The sequence below is a fragment of the Enterobacter cloacae complex sp. IR5412 genome (assembly GCF_049237385.1).
In the GTDB taxonomy this organism is placed as follows: domain Bacteria; phylum Pseudomonadota; class Gammaproteobacteria; order Enterobacterales; family Enterobacteriaceae; genus Enterobacter; species Enterobacter intestinihominis.
The window spans coordinates 43135-64601 of the sequence record NZ_JBMKHQ010000010.1; the positions used below are offsets into that span (position 1 = coordinate 43135).

Annotated in this window: 16 protein-coding genes; 7 read left to right on the top strand and 9 right to left on the bottom strand. The window is 57.9% G+C overall.

All coding sequences use genetic code 11. The features are described 5' to 3' along the window. Positions 1-84: 84 nt before the first annotated feature. The 4 genes from ACOTX2_RS17310 to ACOTX2_RS17325 all read left to right on the top strand — a co-directional run bounded on the left by ACOTX2_RS17310 (position 85) and on the right by ACOTX2_RS17325 (position 4768). Positions 85-1125 (top strand): aldo/keto reductase, encoded by a 1041-nt coding sequence (locus ACOTX2_RS17310; protein WP_063148407.1) that lies wholly within the window; start codon positions 85-87, stop codon positions 1123-1125. A 161-nt stretch (positions 1126-1286) separates the two neighbouring features. Continuing rightward, on the top strand, positions 1287-2663 hold the full coding sequence (locus ACOTX2_RS17315) for a glycoside hydrolase family 1 protein (RefSeq protein ID WP_063148408.1): 1377 nt from the start codon (positions 1287-1289) through the stop codon (positions 2661-2663). A gap of 51 nt (positions 2664-2714) precedes the next feature. After that, complete coding sequence (locus tag ACOTX2_RS17320; protein ID WP_063146188.1) at positions 2715-4037, top strand: PTS sugar transporter subunit IIC; 1323 nt, start codon at positions 2715-2717, stop codon at positions 4035-4037. Positions 4038-4051: 14 nt separating this feature from the next. Then, on the top strand, positions 4052-4768 hold the full coding sequence (locus tag ACOTX2_RS17325) for a GntR family transcriptional regulator (RefSeq protein WP_015571043.1): 717 nt from the start codon (positions 4052-4054) through the stop codon (positions 4766-4768). Positions 4769-4809: 41 nt separating this feature from the next. On the opposite strand, the gene ldtB is transcribed toward ACOTX2_RS17325, so the two are convergent. After that, positions 4810-5730, bottom strand: a complete 921-nt coding sequence (gene ldtB / locus ACOTX2_RS17330; RefSeq protein ID WP_003858435.1) for a L,D-transpeptidase — start codon at positions 5728-5730, stop codon at positions 4810-4812. Positions 5731-5952: 222 nt separating this feature from the next. Here ldtB and ACOTX2_RS17335 point away from each other — a divergent pair, with 222 nt between their 5' ends. Next, entirely contained in the window at positions 5953-7548 is a 1596-nt protein-coding gene (locus ACOTX2_RS17335; protein ID WP_023299657.1) for an ABC-F family ATPase, read from the top strand. Positions 7549-7640: 92 nt separating this feature from the next. On the opposite strand, the gene ACOTX2_RS17340 is transcribed toward ACOTX2_RS17335, so the two are convergent. Together ACOTX2_RS17340 and ACOTX2_RS17345 are read right to left on the bottom strand one after the other, a co-directional pair. Beyond that, positions 7641-10004, bottom strand: a complete 2364-nt coding sequence (locus ACOTX2_RS17340) for a TIM-barrel domain-containing protein (RefSeq protein WP_063148409.1) — start codon at positions 10002-10004, stop codon at positions 7641-7643. 17 nt (positions 10005-10021) lie between these two features. Next, positions 10022-11323: an MFS transporter gene (locus tag ACOTX2_RS17345; RefSeq protein WP_023299659.1), complete on the bottom strand. Its 1302-nt coding sequence runs from the start codon at positions 11321-11323 to the stop codon at positions 10022-10024. Positions 11324-11608: 285 nt separating this feature from the next. Here ACOTX2_RS17345 and ACOTX2_RS17350 point away from each other — a divergent pair, with 285 nt between their 5' ends. Continuing rightward, positions 11609-12682 (top strand): LacI family DNA-binding transcriptional regulator, encoded by a 1074-nt coding sequence (locus tag ACOTX2_RS17350; protein ID WP_032676354.1) that lies wholly within the window; start codon positions 11609-11611, stop codon positions 12680-12682. Here ACOTX2_RS17350 and ACOTX2_RS17355 read toward each other — a convergent pair. The 4 genes from ACOTX2_RS17355 to ACOTX2_RS17370 form a co-directional block, all read right to left on the bottom strand. Then, complete coding sequence (locus tag ACOTX2_RS17355; RefSeq protein ID WP_063148410.1) at positions 12679-13935, bottom strand: DUF1479 domain-containing protein; 1257 nt, start codon at positions 13933-13935, stop codon at positions 12679-12681. The two genes, ACOTX2_RS17350 and ACOTX2_RS17355, sit on opposite strands and share 4 nt — an antisense overlap. 150 nt (positions 13936-14085) lie before the next feature. Then, entirely contained in the window at positions 14086-14901 is an 816-nt protein-coding gene (locus tag ACOTX2_RS17360) for a Cof-type HAD-IIB family hydrolase (protein ID WP_063148411.1), read from the bottom strand. A gap of 166 nt (positions 14902-15067) precedes the next feature. Further along, positions 15068-17500 (bottom strand): formate C-acetyltransferase/glycerol dehydratase family glycyl radical enzyme, encoded by a 2433-nt coding sequence (locus tag ACOTX2_RS17365; protein WP_063148412.1) that lies wholly within the window; start codon positions 17498-17500, stop codon positions 15068-15070. Positions 17501-17504: 4 nt separating this feature from the next. Further along, on the bottom strand, positions 17505-18404 hold the full coding sequence (locus tag ACOTX2_RS17370; protein WP_045621935.1) for a glycyl-radical enzyme activating protein: 900 nt from the start codon (positions 18402-18404) through the stop codon (positions 17505-17507). Positions 18405-18531: 127 nt separating this feature from the next. On the opposite strand from ACOTX2_RS17370, the gene fsa reads away from it, so the two are divergent. Continuing rightward, positions 18532-19194 carry a fructose-6-phosphate aldolase gene (gene fsa, locus ACOTX2_RS17375; protein WP_048966437.1) on the top strand — a complete coding sequence of 221 codons (663 nt, stop codon included), beginning with the start codon at positions 18532-18534 and terminating at the stop codon, positions 19192-19194. A 98-nt stretch (positions 19195-19292) separates the two neighbouring features. On the opposite strand, the gene moeB is transcribed toward fsa, so the two are convergent. After that, positions 19293-20045, bottom strand: coding sequence for a molybdopterin-synthase adenylyltransferase MoeB (gene moeB / locus ACOTX2_RS17380; RefSeq protein ID WP_045308528.1), 753 nt, complete (start codon positions 20043-20045; stop codon positions 19293-19295). A gap of 1 nt (position 20046) precedes the next feature. Then, a complete protein-coding gene (moeA, locus tag ACOTX2_RS17385; RefSeq protein ID WP_063148413.1) occupies positions 20047-21279 on the bottom strand; it encodes a molybdopterin molybdotransferase MoeA in 1233 nt (410 codons plus the stop codon). Positions 21280-21467: the final 188 nt, after the last annotated feature.

Consider the following 21467-nt stretch of genomic DNA (forward strand, 5'->3'; position numbering starts at 1 on the left):
GAAACGGACAGGAACGCCACATTCGCGATGGCTGGGGGGCGGGTATAACTAACAGACACCCAATCGACATGCGAGGAAAGCGTTATGCGTTATCAAAAACTGGGCAATACCGGACTGTTTGTTTCTGAACTCTGCCTCGGCACCATGACCTTCGGCGGCGAGGGCGGCATGTGGGGCAAGATTGGCCAGCTAAGGCAAAACGAAGCCGAGCAGCTGGTGGGCCGCGCGCTGGACGCGGGCATCAACTTTATCGACACTGCCGACGTCTATTCGGAAGGACGCTCGGAGGAGATCCTCGGGCAGGCGCTGAAAAACCTGAGCGTTCCACGTGAAAACGTGGTGGTCGCCACAAAGGTGTTTGGTGAAACGGGCACGGCGGGAGTGAACTCACGCGGCGGCTCGCGCTATCACATTATCGACAGCGTAAAGGAGAGCCTGCGCCGCCTGCAGCTCGATCATATCGATCTCTATCAGCTGCACGGTTTCGACCCCGCGACCCCCATCGAGGAGACGCTTTACGCACTGGATAACCTTGTGCAGCACGGTCACGTGCGATACATCGGCGTCTCGAACTGGACTGCGTGGCAGATTGCCAAAGCGCTCGGTATTTCTGAACGTCTTGGGCTGGCGCGTTTCGCATCGTTGCAGGCGTATTACACCATTGCCGGACGTGACCTGGAGCGCGAGCTGGTGCCGATGATGCAGAGCGAAGGCGTCGGATTGATGGTCTGGAGCCCGCTGGCGGGCGGCCTGCTGAGCGGAAAATACGGTCGTGACGGGCAGAGCGAAACCGGAGGCCGCCGTCTGGAATTTGACTTCCCGCCGGTGAATAAAGATCGCGCCTTCGACTGCGTGGACGTAATGCGCGTCATTGCCGAGCGTAGGGGCGTCTCCGTGGCGCAAATCGCGCTGGCATGGCTGCTGCATCAAAAAGCGGTGACCAGCGTCATTATTGGTGCGAAACGCGTCGATCAGCTGGACGATAATATTGCCGCCACCGGGATCCGCTTAAGCGAAGACGAGCTTAAACAGCTTGATGCCGTCAGCGCGCTGCCGCGCGAATATCCAGGCTGGATGCTGGAGCGGCAGGGGGAATACCGTCGTAGTCAGCTCGCGCAGCAGTAACCTTCCTTTTCCCCGGTGGCGCTTCGCCTACCGGGGCTACTATCTCTGGTCTTTATTTCAACCCACCTCACAAAAAATACTCCTTCTCTTTGCCTGATGTTTGATCTCGATCTATATGACTAGTCATGAAATTTAAATGACTAGTCATATAGGGAGAGACCATGAACAAATCACTGCAAGCCAACTTTTTATGGGGCAACTCGGTATCCAGCATGCAGACGGAAGGGGCATGGAATGAGGGCGGGAAGGGGATGTCGGTATATGACATTCGGGAAGCAGGAGAAAACATCTCCGACTGGAAAGTGGCGACCGACTCCTATCACCGCTACCGGGAAGATTTCGATCTAATGCAGGATCTGGGCATGAACTGCTACCGCTTCCAGATCTCCTGGAGCCGCGTCTGCCCGCAGGGTGACGGCGAGTTCAACGCCGAAGGTATCGCGTTTTACGACCGCTTTATTAACGATCTGCTCGCCCGCGGTATTGAGCCGATGGTCTGCCTCTACCACTTCGATATGCCGCTGGCGCTGGCGCAGGAGTACAACGGCTTCAACGACCGCCGGGTGATGGAGGCCTTTATCCGCTACGGCAAGAAGATGATCGACTGCTACGGCGATCGCGTGAAGTACTGGCTGACCTTCAACGAGCAGAACATTTTCCATATGCCGGAAGCTTTTCGCATTTCCGGTTACATGAAAGGCGAGCAAACCCTGCGCGAGCTGTATGAGCTTCAGCACCATGCGATGGTGGCGCACATGACTCTGACCGAATACCTGCACCAGACTAAGCCAGGCAAGCTGATGGGCGGCATGCTGGCGCACCAGCTGATTTATCCGGCCACCTGCAAACCGCGTGATATCTTCTGCGCCCAGCAGTACGACGAATTCCTCAACCAGAACCTGCTGCGCGTCTTCGCGGGACAGGGCTACAGCCCGGCGGTGATGGCGGTGGTGGAGCAGGAGGGCTTCGGTGATATCTACCGCGCAGACGATCTCGCGCTGTTTGCGCGCACGAAGAACGACTTTTTGGCCTTCAGCTATTACGCCAGCAAAACGCTGGACAGCGATGCCATCCCGGAAGGCACGCCGGTGAACCATTACCTGCTGCATGGCGAGAAAAATAACCCGTACCTGAAAGCCACCGAGTGGAACTGGCAGATCGACCCGCTGGGCTTTCGCACCATCATCACCCGCTATGCCAACGACTGGCGGATGCCGGTATTCCCGATTGAAAACGGCATCGGCGTGATCGAGTCCTGGGACGGGGTAAACCCGATCGAGGACACCTACCGCATCGACTACCACCGGGCGCACATCGAGGCGATGAAAGCGGCAATATTCGAGGACGGGGCAGAGGTAATGGGCTACCTCGGCTGGGGCTTAATCGACATTCTCAGCTCGCAGGGTGACATGCGTAAGCGCTACGGCGTGGTCTACGTCAACCGTGAAAATCACGACCTGAAAGACCTTAAGCGCGTGCCGAAGAAGAGCTACGCGTGGTTAAAACAGGTTATCCATACTAACGGACGCGAGATGTAAGCCGTACGCTGCCGGGCCGTTTTTGTGACTGATTGATGGGAATACTCCGCTATGTCTGAAACAAAAATAACACCGCACATGCAGTCTTTTGTCGATAAATTTGTTGAGTTCTCGGCGCGCCTGGCAAACCAGGTACACCTGCGATCCCTGCGGGACGCTTTCGCCACGGTGATGCCGATTTTCATCCTCGCCGGTCTGGCGGTGCTGGTGAACAACGTCGTGTTTCCATGGGTGCTGGAAGGCGACACGCTCACGCAGTTTAAGGTGTGGGGCGAGGCGATTATCAACGGCACGCTGAACATCGCCGCGCTGCTGCTGGCGCCGATGATCGCCTGGTCGCTGGCGCGCAACAAAGATTTCGACAATCCGGTCTCGGCAGTGGTTATCGCCGTCAGCAGCTTCATCATCATGATGCCGATGCGCTTACAGATTACGCCTGTCGGCAGCGACGCCACGGTGAACGTCACCCAGGTGCTGACGTTCGCCAATATCGGCTCCACCGGCATTTTCGCCGGGGTGCTGATTGGGCTGCTCTCAACCGAGCTGTTTATCGCCATTTCACGGCTGAAGGCGCTGCACATTTCGCTGGGGGAGAACGTGCCTCCGGCGGTGAGCAAATCCTTTACCGCGCTGATCCCGACAATCCTTACGCTCTCCCTGTTTGCGGTGCTGGCGGCCATACTGGCGAACGTGCTGCATACGGATCTGATCCATCTCATTACGACATTCATTCAGCAGCCGCTGCGGCTGATCAACACCAGTCTGCCCGGGACGATCTTCATTTACAGCTTCGGTAACTTCCTGTTCACGCTCGGTATTCATCAGTCGGTAGTCAACAGCGTGGTGCTGGAGCCGTTTCTGCTGATCAACACCAACGAGAACATGCTGGCCTTTGCCAACGGCCAGCCGATCCCACACATCATCAACAACATTTTTGTGCCGACCTTTGGCATGGTGGGCGGGACGGGCAGCACTATCTCATTGCTGATCGCTATCTTCATCTTCTCAAGACAGAAATCAGCGAAGCAGGTGGCGCGTCTGTCACTGGCGCCGGGTCTGTTCAACATCAACGAGCCGGTGATTTTCGGCCTGCCGATTGTCTTTAACCTGCCGCTGATGATCCCGTTTGTGCTGCTGCCCGCCATCGGGATTTACTTTGCGTGGCTCTGTACCACGCTGGGTCTGATGTCGCGCTGCGTGGTGATGATCCCGTGGACCACGCCGCCGATCCTCAGCGCCTGGCTGGCGACGGCGGGGGACTGGCGGGCGGTGGTGGTGCAGTTGGCAATCATCGTATTTGGTGTATTCTTCTACCTGCCTTTCCTCAAGGTGGCCGAGCGAGTGGCCTTGAAAAACAGCGGGACAGAAAACTAATTTAAGGAAGGAAGATGGCGGCGAAGTACATCACCATAGCGCGGGAAATTAAGAAACGCATTATTACCCAGCAGTACGCCGCCAATGAACCGTTGCCGGACCAGTTCGCGCTGGCGGCGGAATTCAGCACCAGCCGGATGACCATTCAGCAGGCGATGCGTCAGCTGATCGTAGAAGGGCTGGTCTATACCCGGCAGGGACAGGGCACGTTCATCCGCAAAAATTTCCTCCAGCTTTCCCAGTGGGATCTCTCCGGCAGCGACTACTTTGGGGCGACCAAAACCTGGGAACATTTAGGCACGGTGACGAGCCAGGTGGTGCACTTCGAACTTCGCTTCCCGAACGAGAAAGAGCAGGCCTCGCTGATGATAAATCCGGATACGCCGATCTATGACTTCATCCGTCTGCGTTTACTCAACGGTGAGCCGATGTCCCTGGATGCCACGGTGATGCCGCTCAATCTGGTGCCCGGGCTGAACAAAACCCATCTTGAAAGTTCGGTATTCCGGTATGTGCAGGAGACGCTGGGGCTGAAGATCATGGGATCGTATCGTGTGGTGCGGGCGCTGAAGCCCAGTGCGCTGGATATGCAGCATCTGGTCTGTGAGCCAACCGACCCGGTGCTGGAGGTGGAGCAGGTGATCTATCTGGAAGATGGTACGCCGCTGGAGTACGCCCATTGTCACTATCGCTATGACCATGGCGGCATCGTAATTGTGAATAACGGATAAAAAAAAGCGGGCCTCGAGGCCCGCTTTGTTCGTGCTCGCGATTAGTTCAAACGCACCGGCATACCGGAACGGTTCTGAATCGCCTGATCAACGATGGTCGTGTCAACATCCGCCTGAGAGGTAACGGACTGCACCGCGCTGGTCAGCTTAATCGGTACGATTTCGTTGTTGTTGATCTGATCTTCGCTGGTGGACAGCGGGTTATGCACTTCAATGTAACGGCTGCCGTCCGGCTCTGACGTCGCTTTCACCGGTTCGTTAATGAACTGCACGCGCGTACCGACCGGCACGTTATCGAACAGGAATTTGATGTCTTCATTACGCAGACGTACGCAGCCGTGGCTTACGCGCAGGCCGATACCGAAGTTGGCGTTAGTACCGTGGATGGCATACAGACGACCAATGTACAGCGCGTACAGACCCATCGGGTTATCCGGGCCAGCAGGCACAACGGCCGGTAGCGGTTCACCGGCAGCAATGTACTCAGCGTGCATTTTGGCGGTCGGCGTCCAGGTTGGGCCCGCTTTCTTACGCTCCACTTTGGTGGTCCAGTTCAGCGGGGTGTCTTTACCCAGCTGACCGATACCGATAGGCAGCACGATCACGGTGTTGGTGCCTTTCGGGTAGTAATACAGACGCATTTCGGCGCTGTTAATCACGATACCTTCGTGCACGGTATCCGGCAGGATCAGCTGCTGTGGAATGTTGAGTACGGTACCCGCTTTCGGCAGATACGGGTCAACGCCCGGGTTCGCTTCCAGCATGTTAGACAGGCCGAGCTGATACTGCGCCGCGAAGTATTCCAGCGGCTGAGTGTTACCTTCCGGAACTGTCACCACCTGGTTTTCACCCACCAGACGGCTTCCGTCTGTTGGCAGGGGATACGTCACCGCAGACGCGGTCTTACAAAAACCTACTACGGCTAACGCCGCCGCAAAAAGCGTTGTTAATTTCATGTTCATGTTATGCGAGGTATCTAAGCCATTCTGGCGATGAGTTGAGAAGTCTGAATCTGTAATGGGAGCGCATTATATGTGCATTCCCGTTAACTGGGAATTCAGATGTGTACGAAATCACATTTTTTTCGATTTTGTTAAAGTTTAGTGGATTACCGCAACACAGGATCTCAATTCGGAATTGTGGCATAATGCCGCGTTTATCACACTTTTCGCAGGAATCTCTCCGTGTTAGTTACCAGCAACGTCACTATGCAGTTTGGCAGTAAGCCGCTGTTCGAAAATATTTCCGTCAAATTTGGCGGCGGCAACCGTTACGGCCTGATTGGTGCCAACGGTAGCGGAAAATCCACCTTTATGAAGATCCTCGGCGGTGACCTGGAGCCGACGCTGGGCAACGTGTCGCTCGACCCGAACGAGCGTATCGGTAAGCTGCGTCAGGATCAGTTCGCCTTCGAAGAGTTCACCGTGCTCGACACCGTGATCATGGGGCATGCGGAGCTGTGGGAAGTGAAGCAGGAGCGCGATCGTATCTACGGTCTCGCTGAGATGAGCGAAGAAGACGGTTACAAAGTGGCCGACCTGGAAACGCAGTACGGCGAAATGGACGGTTATTCTGCGGAAGCGCGTGCGGGCGAACTGCTGCTGGGCGTCGGCATTCCTGTTGAACAGCACTATGGTCCGATGAGCGAAGTTGCGCCAGGCTGGAAGCTGCGTGTGCTGCTTGCGCAGGCGCTGTTCTCTAATCCAGACATCCTGCTGCTCGACGAACCGACCAACAACCTGGACATCGACACCATCCGCTGGCTGGAGCAGACGCTGAACGATCGCGACAGCACCATGATCATCATCTCGCACGACCGTCACTTCCTTAACATGGTGTGTACGCACATGGCGGATCTGGATTACGGCGAGCTGCGCGTTTATCCGGGCAACTACGATGAGTACATGACGGCGGCAACCCAGGCGCGTGAACGTCTGCTTGCCGACAACGCCAAGAAGAAAGCGCAGATTGCGGACCTGCAATCCTTCGTGAGCCGCTTCAGCGCCAACGCCTCTAAATCGCGCCAGGCAACGTCGCGTGCCCGTCAGATCGACAAAATCAAGCTCGAAGAGGTAAAAGCCTCCAGCCGTCAGAACCCGTTCATCCGCTTCGAGCAGGACAAGAAGCTGTTCCGTAACGCGCTGGAAGTGGAAGCCCTCACCAAAGGCTTCGATGAAGGCCCGCTGTTCAAAAACTTCAACCTGCTGCTGGAAGTGGGCGAGAAGATTGCTATCCTGGGCGCCAACGGCGTGGGTAAATCTACCCTGCTGAAAACTCTGGTGGGCGAAATGCAACCGGATAACGGTACCGTGAAATGGTCTGAAAACGCGCAGATTGGTTACTACGCGCAGGACCATGAATATGAGTTCGAAAACGATCTGACCGTCTTCGACTGGATGAGCCAGTGGAAGCAGGAAGGCGACGACGAGCAGGCGGTACGCAGCATTCTGGGGCGTCTGCTGTTCAGCCAGGACGACATCAAAAAGCCCGCCAAAGTGCTCTCCGGTGGTGAAAAGGGCCGTATGCTGTTCGGCAAGCTGATGATGGAAAAACCGAATATCCTGGTGATGGACGAACCAACCAACCACCTGGATATGGAATCGATCGAATCCCTGAACATGGCGCTGGAGATGTATCAGGGCACCCTGATCTTCGTCTCTCACGACCGTGAGTTCGTTAGCTCCCTGGCGACCCGCGTGATCGAAATTACGCCAGAGCGCGTGGTGGACTTCACCGGTAACTACGAAGATTACCTGCGCAGTAAAGGTATCGAGAGTTAAAAAAATAGCCGGGTGGCGGCTTCGCCTTACCCGGCCTACGTTCTATCCCCTCTCCCTGTGGGAGAGGGTTAGGGTGAGGGCATCAGGCCGCACTAAACCACCCACTCGCCTCCTTCAACCCCGTTCACCCGCAGCGTACGTTTTTCCCCCGTCGGTAACGACACCTTCAGTGCCTTCCATGCCGGACGATAGTCGCCGCGCGCATTCACCTTCAGGTTGATACTTGCGCCGTCGCACACCATCTCCCATTCCACCCACAGCGCATTGCCGTTCAGGTAGCCCCAGCTTTCGCCGTCATCCTCAAACAGCAGCCCGGAGGTGGTGCCGACGCCTTTCACCGGGAACAGTTTTAGCTCGCGGGTATCGTCTTTATCGGCGCTCACGTGACGGATGCGTTCGCTGAGCGGCAAACCGGCCCCGGCGCGCACCAGAAGCGGCAGCTTTTCCAGCGGCGCATCAAGGACGATCGATTGCCCGCCCGCATACCACGCGTGGGTGTAAAAATCGTACCAGCCGGTTTCGTTATCCGGCAGCCAGACGCGGCGCTCGCGCTGCCCGGCTTCGACGACGCTGGCCACCAGCAGGTCACGGCCCAGCAGGAAGTCGTCGCACTCTTCAAAGGTCTGCGCATCGTGCTCATGATCGAGGAAGGTCGGGCGCAGCATCGGCTCGTCGTCGGCGTGCGCCTGCCAGAGCAGGGTGTAGAGGTACGGCAGCAGGCGATAGCGCAGTTCAATGGCGCTGCGAATCGCAGGGGTCACGCCCGGGTACATCCACGGTTCGTTCACGGTGCGATCGTCATTCCACGAGTGGATGGTAAAGCGCGGATGCATCACGCCGTTCTGTACCCAGCGCACGAACAGCTCGGCATCCGGCTTGTCGCCGGAGAAACCGCCGACGTCGTGACCGACGTTGAACAGTCCGGACAGGCTCATGCCCAGGCCCATGCGGATGTTGTAGCGCAGGGTGTCCCAGTTGGTACGGTTGTCGCCGCTCCAGGTCTGAACGTAGCGCTGCATTCCGGCACAGCCGGAGCGGGAGATCAGATACGGACGTTTATCCGGCGCAAAGCGCTGCTGTGCTTCCAGCGAGGCGCGCATCATCAGCAGCGGCATCACCGGGCGAATATGCTTAATGGCGATCTCCTGGCCGAAGCCATAGCAGCGCGCTTCCCCGTCCCACACTTCATACTCGTTGTTGTCGTTCCAGGTGGAGTCGATGCCCATCTCCAGCAGCTGCGTGGTCACGCCGTTCTGCCACCACTGCACCGTCTGCGGGTTGGTGAAATCGAGATGCGATCCTTCGTCATCCCAGAAGCTGGAACGTTCAGGCGCATCGGTTTCTGAATCGCGAATGAACAGGCCGCGTTCCGCTACTTCGCCGTAGCGGGGATGATCCTGCAACAGACACGGCTTGATGTTTGCCGCAAGCCGCAGCCCCGCGTCGTGGAACGCCTGGCTCATCACCTTCGGCTGCGGCACTTTGTCGTAATTCCAGTTAAAGACGTAGCGCTTGCCGTTAATCGAGGTATAGCCGGAGGAGAGCTGGAACGAGTCGCACGGAATGGCATGCTCATCGCACAGGCGGATGAAGTTCATCAGCTGGTCCTGCGCGTCCGGCGCGTCGGTGTAGTGCATGGTTGAGCCGCTGTAGCCCAGGCTCCACTTCGGTCCGAACAGCGTTTTCCCCGTCAGGCGCACGAAGGCTTTCGTCACGTCCAGCACGCGCTTGCCGGTGAAGAGGTAGTAGTCAATATCGCCCGCTTCCGCCTGCCAGCGGCGGTAGGCGGTGTGATAGTTGTCGATCTCGTTACCCAGATCCAGCCAGCAGCTGCTCAGGTTATCGTAGAACAGGCCGTAGCTCACGTCATCGCGACGGGTGAGGGTGAACGGGATGTGCTTGTACAGCGGATCGGTGCTGGCGGCGTTATAGCCCATCGCGTCCAGGTTACGCATCTCATAGCGTTTGCCGTTGCGCTGTAAATCACCCGCTTTCTCACCCAGACCGTAAAAACGTTCATCATTGCGACGGCTGAGATAGTGCGCCACGCCGTCACCGTGGGCGTTCAGCAGGTAGGCGCTGGTCGGGCGGTCATTGACCAACGGCTGCCACTCGCCCGCTTCATTGCGGTAGTGCCACTCCAGCCACAGGGGCTGGTGGACGGTGACGCGCAGCTGTTCGGTCGCTGCGGTTAACGCATCGCCCTGCTGCGTCAGTGTCCAGGCCGGGCAGGTGAAGCCGCTGACATCGTCACGACGGCGGCCTTCCCACGGTACGTCTTGTTCCGGCGCGATGCTCCAGGTGCGGTCCAGCGCCAGCTGGCCTTTACGCTTGATCAGCACGCGGAACAGATTCTCTTCCAGCACATACAGGCACAGACGGTGCTGGTTATCCACCAGCAGTTCCAGATGATTCGCTGACTGCGTATCGATGGTCCAGTTTTTCAGGGTTTTCATATGCAATACATCCACTATCAGGCGCGCTTGGCGCGACGTTCAGCAATAAATGCCACCAGGAAGAAAGCGCCAATCAGGTCAAAGAAGCCCATGGCGATAAAGAGCGGGTTGAAGCCGATTTTGTCGGCGGTCACCCCAATCAAAAGGGAGAACAGGAAGCTGGCGATCCACGCCGCCGAGCCGCGCATGCCGTTAACCGTCGCCATCTGGCCCTTGTCGAACGACTCCACGACCAGCGCGCTCAGCATGCAGGAGATAATCTGGTGGCCGAAACCGCCGATGGAGATCAGCACGATGGTGATATACGGGTCGCGGGTCACGGCCACAACGGCCAGAGAAATCATCAGAAACGCGCCGGTCACTGAACTTGCCACCACCGAGTTGACGCGGGTGCAGCCGAACCAGCGGGTGTAAAGCCGGGTGAGGTAGCCGCTCGCCACGCTGCCGAGGTCGGCGGCGAGGAACGGCAGCCAGGCGAACATCGCGATCTGTTTCAAATCCATGCCGTGCTCTTTGGCGAGGTACAGCGGCACCCAGAAGCTCAGCACCGCCCAGGCGGGTTCCGCCATAAAGGCCGGAATGGCGATACCGTAGAACCGTTTGTTCTTCGAGACGGTTTTCAGCGCGGTCAGAAAGGGCAGCCTGACCGGTGCGGGTTCGTTATCCTGTTTGATAAACGCCAGCTCGTCGCGGCTCAGGTTCGGGTGCTGCTCCGGGTTGTGATAGAAGATCCACCACAGGATCACCCACAGCAGCGCCAGTACGCCGGTAAACATAAACGCACCCTGCCAGCCGAACGACGCATGAGCGAAGTAAATGATTGGCGGAGCCAGCATCGCACCGATGGAGAAGCCCACGCCCGCCCAACCGGCGGCAACAGGACGCTCTGATTTCGGGAACCATTCACCGATGGTTTTGGCGTTCGCTGGCGTGGCGGCGGCTTCGGACGCGCCCATAAAGAAGCGCAGGATCGCGAGATGCAGCCAGCTCCCGGCACCTGCGTGGAAGATACACATCAGCGCCCAAATCCCGGCGCAGACCATAAAGCCAATCTTGAGGCCGATAACGTCAATCAGCCAGCCGCAAAGGGGCTGGAAAATGGTATAGGCGATCTGGAACGCGCCGACGATCCACGAGTATTGCTCGGTGGTGATACCAAGGCTCTCTTTCAGCTCGGGGGCGAGAATACCTAACGAGTTACGGGTGATGTAGTTTACGGTCACGCCAAGAAGAAACAGCACCAGTACGTACCAGCGCAGATTCTTAATGACGCGACGGGTTTTGCTTGTCGCAACGGTGTTGTTGATGTCCTGACTCATTTTCTTCTCCACAAGACGGACGGTAAGGGACAAAGGTTCAGATGTCACACAGCGTCAGGCGTTTGAAAGTTATCTGTTTTAGAGTGCTAAGCTGCTATACAACTAGTATGGAAGTTGTGTGACAGGTTCACCTTAAGAGAGAAATTGAGCAGGAAATAGTGGATTTTGTGCAAACTTTCTCATAACCGAGGTTTAATTTTCGGCATTATGGCCTTCTCGCAAGTTATTACCTGATAAAGATGTTGTGAAAATTTTTTCATTTCACATCCGGAGCCAGATCACAAAATGGATAAAAGGCTTAAAATCACCGAAATCGCCGCCCGTACCCGGCTCTCCATCAGCACCGTTTCCCGCGTGCTGGCGGGGAAGGCAAACACCAGCGAAAAAGCACGGGCAACGGTGCTGGCATGCGCGCGGGAGCTGGGGGTAATAGAGGGCATGGCGGCGGGGCGTCTGTTGCTTAACAGCCTGATGGTGTTTGCCCCGCAGCGGGCGTTTGACGAGCGGTCTGACATCTTTTACTACCGCGTCATCCAGAGCGTGAGCAAAGGGCTGGCCTCGCACGAGGTTCGCCTGCGTTACTGTGCGCTGGAGGAGAACGACAGCGACGCCCAGCTGTTTCTGGCCCGCATGAACGAAGTGGACACCCAGGCGGCGATCCTCCTCGGTATCGACGATCCGCATATCCACGATCTGGCGGTAGACGTGGGCAAACCCTGCATGCTGATTAACTGCCGGGACCGCCACATGCGCCTGCCCGCCGTCGCGCCGGATCACCGCGCCATTGGCGAGCGGGCGGCGGAGTACCTGTTCGAGATGGGGCACCGGGAGGTGATGAATGTGCTGTGTTTGCGTCGCTATACCATGGAGCTGCGCCTGTCGGGGATCCGCGACGCGTGGCACGGCCATAACCTCAGGTTTAGCGACCGGCGCGATCTGCTGATGGTGCCAAGCTTCAGCGCCAAAGAGACGGAGCAGCTGGTGAGTGAGTGGCTTCACCAGCAAAAAGGGAAAGATCTGCCGACGGCGTTCCTGGTGGGCGGCGACTTTATGGCGGCGGGGACCATCAGCGCCCTGCAAAAACACGGTCTGCGCGTGCCGCAGGATGTCTCGGTGATGAGCATCGACGGCTTTAATCTCGCGGCGATTCAGGATGTGCCTCTGACGGCGGTGCATGTCCCGCGCGATGAGCTGGGAACAGAAGCGGTATATATGCTCCAGCAGCGGCTGATGCGCCCGGACGCGCCGGTCGGAACATTGCTGCTAAACGGCACGCTGGCCGTGCGGGAATCGGTACGGCGGATACGTCAGGGAAAACGACGCACCGCCGTTGAGCGGGAAGGGCTTTACGACAGTTAAGCCATGCCCAGCGCGCGCTTGCCGTGGATGTTCAGATCGTTCACGGTGAAACGGTCCTGCCAGCTTTTCTCATAATCCTCGCGCGGGAAATCTCCCGGTGACGCGCCGGTTTCCAGCGCTTCCTTGACCTTTTTCGCGTAGGCGAGGTTTTTCTCGCACATCGGCGCGGCAGGAATATACATCACGTTGCCCCAGCCCTGTTGGTTTTCCACCGGCGCGACCGAGTGGATCACATCGCAGTGCCACCAGACAGAATCACCGGCTTCCAGCGCGGGAATGCTGGTCAACGCTTCGATGAGCAGCGGATGCCACTTCTCAGAAATCGGCAGCACGCGCCCCGGCGCCACGCCGCACAGTTCGTCTTCCGGCACGTCGTCCAGCAGCGGACGCAGCAGAATGTAAGCCATCGCTTCCGGGATCGGCACCACGTGCAGCAGCCCCTGGCCGGGGATCATGTCCGACAGTGCCGTCCAGCCCTGGAAGGTGCGGAACACGGAGCATTTGGTGGTGTTATCCACCGTGTACTCTTCCACCTCGGTACGGTGCGCAGCATTCCACGGATCGTATTTTTCAACGTTGCCGTCAAACACGCGGGCAAAGACCTGCTGATAAGCGGGCAGCAGCCAGCGCTCCAGCGCGCCGGAATCGGTGTGTGCGCCAAGTCCTTTCGAGGTTGTTCCTGGTGGGCGGCGGCGAATGCGGTCCGGATAAATTAGGCTCACGTCCGGGTCGAACCACTGCTTACCGTTGCTCTCAAATGTCCATAAACGATTCAGGAACGACTGTACCTGTGCCATCTCTTCACTCTGGCGCGCCTGCATTTGCGCCTGAGACCAGTAGATCGGATAAATCTCCGGGCGAGAGGCCGTTAAGGTGCCAAAGAAGTTATCGCCGGGTCCTTTGTAAACCTCGTCAAACTTATTCAGATCGAGGTAGTCGAGCATCGATTGATCCCATGCCAGCGCCTGCTCGCGCGGGAAGTGGCCTTTGATCACCGCGCAGCCGCGACGTTTAACCGCTTCGCGCTGTTCGGCGGTGATCGTACCGTTTTTCACATCCGTAAAGGGGATTACCGGCCATACGGATTCACCTTTATTTTTAAGGGCGTTAATTTCCGCCACGCGGGCGGCGATTTTGTCGCTAAGCCGGTCGAACACTGCCTGCACGTCACCGATCTGGGCCCGTAGCGCGCGTTTCATCTGACGAATTGCCGCTTTGTGGTCCGCTGGCAACGTTTCGCTGGTAAAGGTCATAACTGCCTCGCATCTTTCATTCGAAAGTAAAAGTGTCTACAAGTGATACTTTAAGTTAAAAATAAGTTAATGCAAGTTTAAAACCTTGACGGGCGCCACAGGATGGAAAAAGAGTGAAGGGGCCGGAGCGAGGCTCCGGCAGGTAGGGGATCAGGCGTCGAACGGGGAGTGGGCGTCGAGCACGGCCTGAATCACATTCAGCGCGCCCTGATGGTTGTTATCGTCGGTAGTGTAACGGCTGACCGCTTGAATGCTTTCCGCCGCATTGCCCATCGCAAATGAATATTTCACCAGCTTCAGCATTTCCGCATCGTTGCCGCTGTCGCCAATGCCCACGCACGCCTGCGGGGAGACTTTCCAGCGTTTCAGCAGACGACTGATGCCGTTGGCTTTGTGCAGGCCCGGGATAATCAAATCGACAAAACCGAAGCCGCTGGTAACCGGCTTCATGATGCCGTCCAGGGAGACATGCAGTTTATCGACCAGATTCGGGATATCGCTGTCCGGCAGGTTCAGGGAGAATTTAAACAGCACGTCTTCAATGTCGCGGTAATCGCTGATGGGTTTTAAGCGATGGTAGTGTTTCGACATCAGCTTCACGAACGCTTCTGGAGCCTTATCGCTGACGTACGCGCTCTCCAGCCCGCAGGCTACAAAGTTCAGCCCTTTGTCTTTCAGCAACTCGCCAATGACGATCTGCGACTCATGACGCGTTAGCTCACCGTTGAAAATCTGTTCGCCGTGGTCGAACACCAGCGCGCCGTTTTCCGCGACGAAGGAGATCTGATCTTTCAGCTCCGGGAAAAAGGAGATGAGCTGGTAATACTGGTTGCCGCTGGCGACAACAAATTCGATGTTACGGGCTTTAAGCTGCTCAAACTGTGCCTGGAAGCGGTCACGATCGTACTGCTTGGCATCATCAAGGAAAGTTCCGTCCATATCGGTGACGATAACTTTTACGGTCATACTGTGCTCCTGGGTCACTGCGTTTTGAAACATTCTAATAACAAGGTGACGGGGAGCACAAATTTAATTTCGAATGAAAGTCAGAAAGCCGGGTGGCGGCTTCGCCTTACCCGGCCTACGGGGAGACAATGTAAGCCCGGTAAGCGAAGCGCCACCGGGCGTTTTTTTACAGTGTATGCTCGGTACGGGCAATAATATCGTCCTGCGCATCCGGTGACAGGGCGGTGAAGAACGCCGAGTAACCCGCGACGCGCACCACCAGGTCACGATACTGATCAGGGTGTTTCTTCGCTTCCAGCAGCGTTTCGCGCGAGACAATGTTGTACTGAATATGCCAGCCTTTATGCACCTCGAAGAAGGTGCGCAGCAGCACCATCAGCTTCTGGCGATCGCTGTCGTTTTCCAGCGTCGACGGGTTCAGCTTCTGGTTAAGCAGCACGCCGCCGAGGATCGCTTCCGTCGGCAGTTTACCCACGGAGCCAATCACCGCCGTCGGGCCGAGGTGGTCGGTACCGGAGGCCGGGCTTGCCCCTTCCGCCAGCGGGGTGTGCGTTTTACGTCCGTCCGGCGTCGCCATGGTTGCTGCGCCAAACGGCACGTTTGCGGAGATAGACGACGTGCCCGCGTAGTAGTTACCCCCAATTGGGCCACGGCCGTAGCGTGGGTTGTGATACTGCTTCAGTTCTTTAATGTAGGTTTCGTAGGCACGGGTCAGCAGCAGGTCCACGCTGTCGTCGTCGTTGCCGTACTTCGGCGCGCCGTTGATCAGGCGCTGGCGCAGCTGCTCGTGGGTCAGCCCCTCGAAGTCATCCGCCAGCGCCGCCGCCAGCTGTTGCTGACCGATAACGCCCTGGTCAAACACCAGCTTCTTCACCGCGGCCAGGCTGTTACCGAGGTTGGCGATCCCCACCTGAAGGCCGGAAACCCAGTCATACTTCGCGCCGCCCTGCTTAATGCTTTTCGCGCGTTCGATGCAGTCATCCACCAGCGCCGAGCAGAGAATATCGTGGACGTTCTCTTCCAGCATGGTGTCCACCACGTACTCGATCTCAATGGATTTGCGGGTGTAGTAGCGGATCTGGTTATCCCACGCCGCCATCACTTCGTCGAAATTGCCGAAATTACCGGCCGAAAGCGCTTTTTCCTGCGGCAGGAATACCTGGCCGCTGATGGCATCGCGACCGCCTTCCAGCGCTGCCAGCATCACGCGAGCGAAGTTGATAAAGCTCATGCCGGTGCAGCGATAGCCCCACTTTCCGCCGACGGCGGTTTCGATGCAGCCAATCGCCGCATAGTCATACGCGTCCTCTCGTTCCACGCCGAGCTTGATAAATTCCGGGATGACGATTTCATCGTTGTTAAACGCCGGCATCCCGAAGCCGCAGCGGATCACCTGCACGCAGGCGTCGAGGAAGTCGTTGCTCATCCCCGCGTGGTAACGCACGCTCAGGTTTGGCTGGGTGGAGCGCAGACGGCCGCAGGATTCCAGAATTGCGTAGGAGAGCGGGTTGACCGCGTCCATTGGCTCGCCGTTGACCAGCTTCTGGCCGCCGATGGTGACGTTCTGATACAGCGGGCTGCCCGCAGAGGCTTTGGAGTGCGAGCCGGAGCGGATTTTGTTCACCTCCAGCAGCTTCAGCCAGCAGCTGTGCAGTAGCTCGATGGCGTGCTCGCGATCCAGGCTCTGGTCCAGCTCCACGTCGCGGCGATAGTACGGGTAAAGGTACTGGTCCATACGGGCAAAGGAGACGGAGTGACCGTTGGACTCAATTTGCAGGATCAGCTGAATGAAGTAGCACAGCTGTAGCGCCTGCCAGAAGGTTTTTGGCGGCTGGTGGGCGATGATGTCGCAGTTTTCCGCCATCGCCAGCAGCTCGTCGCGGCGGCTGTCGCGGGTTTCGCTGGCGGCCATCTCACGAGCCAGATCGGCGAAGCGCCTGATGTGCAGGCTTACGGCTTCCAGCACGATATCAATGGCTTTCAGGAACTGATCGCCGTGCAGATCGTCCAGTACCGTCAGGTTGATGCGCGAGCGGCGCTCGGCTACTTTCGCGCGCAGGCCGTCGAGCCCTTTCTCCAGCACCAGCGGGAAATTCACCGCCAGGTGTGCGTCACCGGAGGTCATGTTACCTTCCGCTTTGATGATGCCGGTTTCCAGCAGGCCCTTCTGCTCGTCAGTAAACATACCGTAGCAGCGATCCTGTACCGTCTGGCCGCGCCACCACGGGCAGATTTCATGCAGAACGCGTTTATTCTCTTCGCTCACCGCAAAGCCTGCACCTGGACGGTCCGCCAGATCGTCAATCTCTTTCTCAATCCAGGAGACGGTATATTCCGGGAAGATCGGCGCGGCACGCACTTCGCTGGCCTGGTTACCGATAATCAGCTCGTCGTGCTTGATCCAGATGGTACGTTTTGCCAGGTGGTGGGCGAGGGCCAGCGCGCGACGTACCGGGATCGGCTTGTCCAGATGCTGCTGATACATTTCGGTATAGTGCTGCGCGCGTTCGGTACAAACCGGCGGCTTAACGATATGCACCAGAGCCGTTTTGTGCGCCTTGATGCGCTCGCTGAGGGTGTTGAGATTCAGGGTGGTCATAAGTTTATCCTCGTAAGGTCGCGGTTAACCCTTTCTGGCAGGCATACTGCTGCGCGAAGTCCAGCAGGGCAGGGTTATCCAGCGGTTTGTCAGGGGCAGAGTAGGGTTGGCCGAGCAGGGTGTATTTGTTCATGCCCAGCGTGTGATACGGCAGATAATGAATATCATCGACGCCGAGTTCATCGGCGGCGAAGTTGGTAATGGCGGTAACCGACGCTTCATCGGCGTTAAAGCCCTGGATCAGCGGCACGCGGATGGTGATCTTCTTCCCGACGGTAGCCAGGCGCTTTAGGTTGTCCAGGATCCGCTTAGCAGAGCCATCGGTCCACTGTTTGAATACGTCACTGTCCACATGCTTCAGGTCCGCCAGGAACAGATCGACATACGGCAGTGACGGCTCGATATAATGCCAGGGGACGTGAAGGCAGGTTTCAACGGTGGTATGAATGCCTTGTTCATGGCTGGCTTTAAACAGGGCATGTGCCAGCGCCGGGTTCATGAACGGCTCGCCGCCGGAGAGGGTGATCCCGCCGCCGCTGCGGTCGTAGAAGGGCTTGTCGCGCAGCACGGTGGCCATAATCTCCTCCACCTGCTTCTCTTCACCGCAGACGGTAAGTGCCTGCGTCGGGCAGCAGTCGGTGAGGGCAGTGAGCGTCTTTTCACTTAATTTTTCACGATGGATGATCAACCCGTTCAGCGCACGTTCAACACACCCTGGCGCGGCCTGCTGACACAGGTCACAGCCGTCCAGACACAGACGGGCGTCAAACAGGACTTCCCGCGTGCGGGAGCGGCTTTCCGGGTTCTGGCACCAGCGACAGCCCAGCGAGCAGCCTTTCAGGAACACCACGGTTCGAATACCGGGGCCGTCGTGGGTGGAGTAACGCTGTATGTTGAAGATCATTTTTTTGCCCTCTAATTACATATGAAGATTAAATTACTTTCGAATGAAAGTTATCTTGATATGGGTCAATTCATGAGCAGGTTTTCTCGTGATAGGGTAAATGCAGGCTAATTTTGAGGGTGACATCATGGAACTTTATCTCGACACATCTGACGTTGCGGCAGTCAAAAAGCTGGCGCGTATCTTCCCGCTGGCGGGCGTGACCACTAACCCAAGCATTGTGGCGGCGGGTAAAACGCCTTTGGAAGAACTGCTGCCCGCGCTGCACGACGCGCTGGGCGGCAGGGGCCGGCTGTTCGCCCAGGTGATGGCGAAGACCGCCGAGGGGATGGTGGAAGACGCGCGTAAGCTGCGCGCGATAATCAATGACCTGGTGGTGAAAGTGCCCGTGACCGCTGAAGGGCTGGCGGCGATCAAAATGCTGAAAGCAGAAGGGATCCCGACCCTGGGTACCGCGGTATACGGCGCAGCGCAGGGGATGCTCTCCGCGCTGGCGGGTGCTGAGTATGTGGCCCCTTACGTGAACCGCGTGGACGCGCAGGGCGGGGACGGGATCCAGACGGTGATTGAACTGCAACAATTGCTGACGCTGCACGCACCGCAGTCAAAGGTGCTCGCCGCGAGCTTTAAAACCCCGCGCCAGGCGCTGGACTGCCTGCTGGCAGGGTGCGAGTCCATCACGCTGCCGCTGGACGTGGCGCAGCAGTTTATTACCTCTCCGGCAGTAGATGCGGCAATTGTGAAGTTTGAGCAGGACTGGCAGGGGGCGTTTGGGCGGACGTCTATTTGATGCTGTTGCCGGGTGGCGCTGACGCTTACCCGGCCTACGATTTTCTCCCTCTCCCTGTGGGAGAGGGCCGGGGTGAGGGCATCAGGCCGCAGCAGGGTTTAACCTCCGCACACCTCACACCCCGGATTACGCATCAGCTTCATCTCGCGGAACTGGCAGGTCATCGCGTCATATATCACGATTTTGCCCGCTGCGGGCGTGCCGTAATGCGCCAGCACCTTAATCGCCTCCATCGCCTGCAAGGAACCAATCACCCCAACCAGCGGCGCCATCACGCCCGCCTCGACGCAGGTCAGCGCATTCTCGCCAAACAGACGGCTCAGGCAGCGGTAGCAGGGCTCTCCCTCAGCGTAGGTGAAAACGCTGATTTGCCCCTCCATGCGGATGGCCGCGCCGGAAATTAGCGGCGTTTTATGGGCAAAGCAGCCCGCATTGAGCTGGTTGCGAACGGCGACGTTATCGGTGCAGTCCAGCACCAGGTCATGCCGAGCAATCTGCGCAAACAGCGCGTCGTCATCCAGCATCGCGTCAATCAGGGTGAACTGAACGTTGGGGTTAATTCGCGCCAGCGCCGTGCGCGCAGATTCCACTTTCGGCTGACCAACCGTCGCGTCGCTGTGCAGCGTCTGGCGTTGCAGGTTCGACACCGACACGGTATCGAAATCCAGCAGCGTCATGCGGCCGACGCCCGCCGCAGCCAGATATTGCGCTGCCGCGCAGCCCAGCCCGCCAAGACCCACAACCAGCACGCTGGCCGCCTTGAGCGCTTCCTGGCCCTCGAAATCAAACCCGCGCAGCACGATCTGGCGGTTATAGCGCATCATCTCCGGGTCGCTCAGTTCCACCGTCATGTCAGCCTCCGAACAGGTGGTTAAAGCGTTCCACTTCAACCCATTCGCCCGCCTCAACGTGGCCGCGATCGCGCTCCAGCACGATAAAGCAGTTACCCTGACTGAAGGAGCTAAAGATGTGCGAACCCTGATGCCCGGTGGTGCTCACCTCCAGCTCGCCGTCGGCGTTGCGCGCCAGAATGCCGCGCTGGAAATCGAGACGGCCCGGTGATTTTTTGAGGCGCGTTGCCGCCCGCACGCGCACACGTTCCGGAAGCGGGCTGGCATTGTTGCCTGAAAGCTTCGCCAGCAGCGGGATCACCAGCTGGTAGAAGGTCAGCGCGGCAGAGACCGGGTTACCCGGCAGGCCACAGAACCAGCTGTGCGGAAGTTTGCCAAACGCGAACGGTTTGCCCGGTTTAATCGCCAGCTTCCAGAAGGCGATTTCACCCAGCTCTTCAAGCAGGGTTTTGGTGTAATCCGCTTCGCCAACCGAAACGCCCCCGGAGCTGATCACCACGTCGGCAGAGGCGTCCGCGTCGATAAACGCCGTGCGCAGTTTCTCCGGATCGTCAGGAATGATGCCGAGGTTAATCACCTCGCAGCCCAGTTGCTCAAGCATCAGGTGCACCGCCAGACGGTTGGTGTCGTAAATCTGCCCCTCGTTCAGCGGCTGACCCGGAAGCTGTAGCTCGTCTCCCGTGGAGAACACCGCCACGCGTACCTTGCGGACAACGTCAATCTCCGCGATGCCAAGCGATGCCAGCACCGGCAGTTCGGCGACCGTCAGTTTTTGCCCGGCGGCAAAGACCGTTGCGCCGAGGGTAATGTCTTCCCCGATGTGGCGGATATTCTGTCCCGCTTTGACGCTGGCGGTAAAACGCACGCCGTCGTCCGTTAGTTCGGTCTCTTCCTGCATCACCACGGCTTCACAGCCCTTTGGCACCGGCGCGCCGGTCATAATGCGCACGCAGGTGCCCGCTGGCCACTCACCGTTGAACGGCTGCCCGGCTAAGGCTTTACCTGCCACCGGCAGCGGCTGACCCGTTTGCAAATCCGCCAGACGTACGGCATAGCCGTCCATCGCCGCGTTATCGAACCCCGGAACGTTCAGCGGCGAGACGATATCGCGCGCGGCAATACGGCCAAAACAGCGCACAAGCGGCAGCGTCTCAACGTTGTGCAGGGGAGTAATACGATCAAGCATCTGCGAGAGTGCCGTCTCAAGCGGCATCAGTCCGGCGGTAAAATCCATGGTGGGCTCCTGCGGAGTTACAACGAAAGCGCTCATTATGGCAGAAAAGTGCGGCTAACTGTATGACCCGATGGGTGTACGCTTTACATCACAGTTGCGTCTTTCTATATTCAAAAATCATCTGAAGATTCGTCGACGATAATGATATTTATAGAAAAAGCAGCCAGCCAGGCTGATGGGTGATGCGA

Bases quoted from the DNA above. Each gene is read 5' to 3' on its own strand.
- ACOTX2_RS17310 (WP_063148407.1), top strand. From the start codon at position 85: ATGCGTTATCAAAAACTGGGCAATACCGGACTGTTTGTTTCTGAACTC.
- ACOTX2_RS17315 (WP_063148408.1), top strand. From the start codon at position 1,287: ATGAACAAATCACTGCAAGCCAACTTTTTATGGGGCAACTCGGTATCC.
- ACOTX2_RS17320 (WP_063146188.1), top strand. From the start codon at position 2,715: ATGTCTGAAACAAAAATAACACCGCACATGCAGTCTTTTGTCGATAAA.
- ACOTX2_RS17325 (WP_015571043.1), top strand. From the start codon at position 4,052: ATGGCGGCGAAGTACATCACCATAGCGCGGGAAATTAAGAAACGCATT.
- ldtB (WP_003858435.1), bottom strand. From the start codon at position 5,730: ATGAACATGAAATTAACAACGCTTTTTGCGGCGGCGTTAGCCGTAGTA.
- ACOTX2_RS17340 (WP_063148409.1), bottom strand. From the start codon at position 10,004: ATGAAAACCCTGAAAAACTGGACCATCGATACGCAGTCAGCGAATCAT.
- ACOTX2_RS17345 (WP_023299659.1), bottom strand. From the start codon at position 11,323: ATGAGTCAGGACATCAACAACACCGTTGCGACAAGCAAAACCCGTCGC.
- ACOTX2_RS17350 (WP_032676354.1), top strand. From the start codon at position 11,609: ATGGATAAAAGGCTTAAAATCACCGAAATCGCCGCCCGTACCCGGCTC.
- ACOTX2_RS17355 (WP_063148410.1), bottom strand. From the start codon at position 13,935: ATGACCTTTACCAGCGAAACGTTGCCAGCGGACCACAAAGCGGCAATT.
- ACOTX2_RS17360 (WP_063148411.1), bottom strand. From the start codon at position 14,901: ATGACCGTAAAAGTTATCGTCACCGATATGGACGGAACTTTCCTTGAT.
- ACOTX2_RS17365 (WP_063148412.1), bottom strand. From the start codon at position 17,500: ATGACCACCCTGAATCTCAACACCCTCAGCGAGCGCATCAAGGCGCAC.
- ACOTX2_RS17370 (WP_045621935.1), bottom strand. From the start codon at position 18,404: ATGATCTTCAACATACAGCGTTACTCCACCCACGACGGCCCCGGTATT.
- fsa (WP_048966437.1), top strand. From the start codon at position 18,532: ATGGAACTTTATCTCGACACATCTGACGTTGCGGCAGTCAAAAAGCTG.
- moeB (WP_045308528.1), bottom strand. From the start codon at position 20,045: ATGACGGTGGAACTGAGCGACCCGGAGATGATGCGCTATAACCGCCAG.
- moeA (WP_063148413.1), bottom strand. From the start codon at position 21,279: ATGGATTTTACCGCCGGACTGATGCCGCTTGAGACGGCACTCTCGCAG.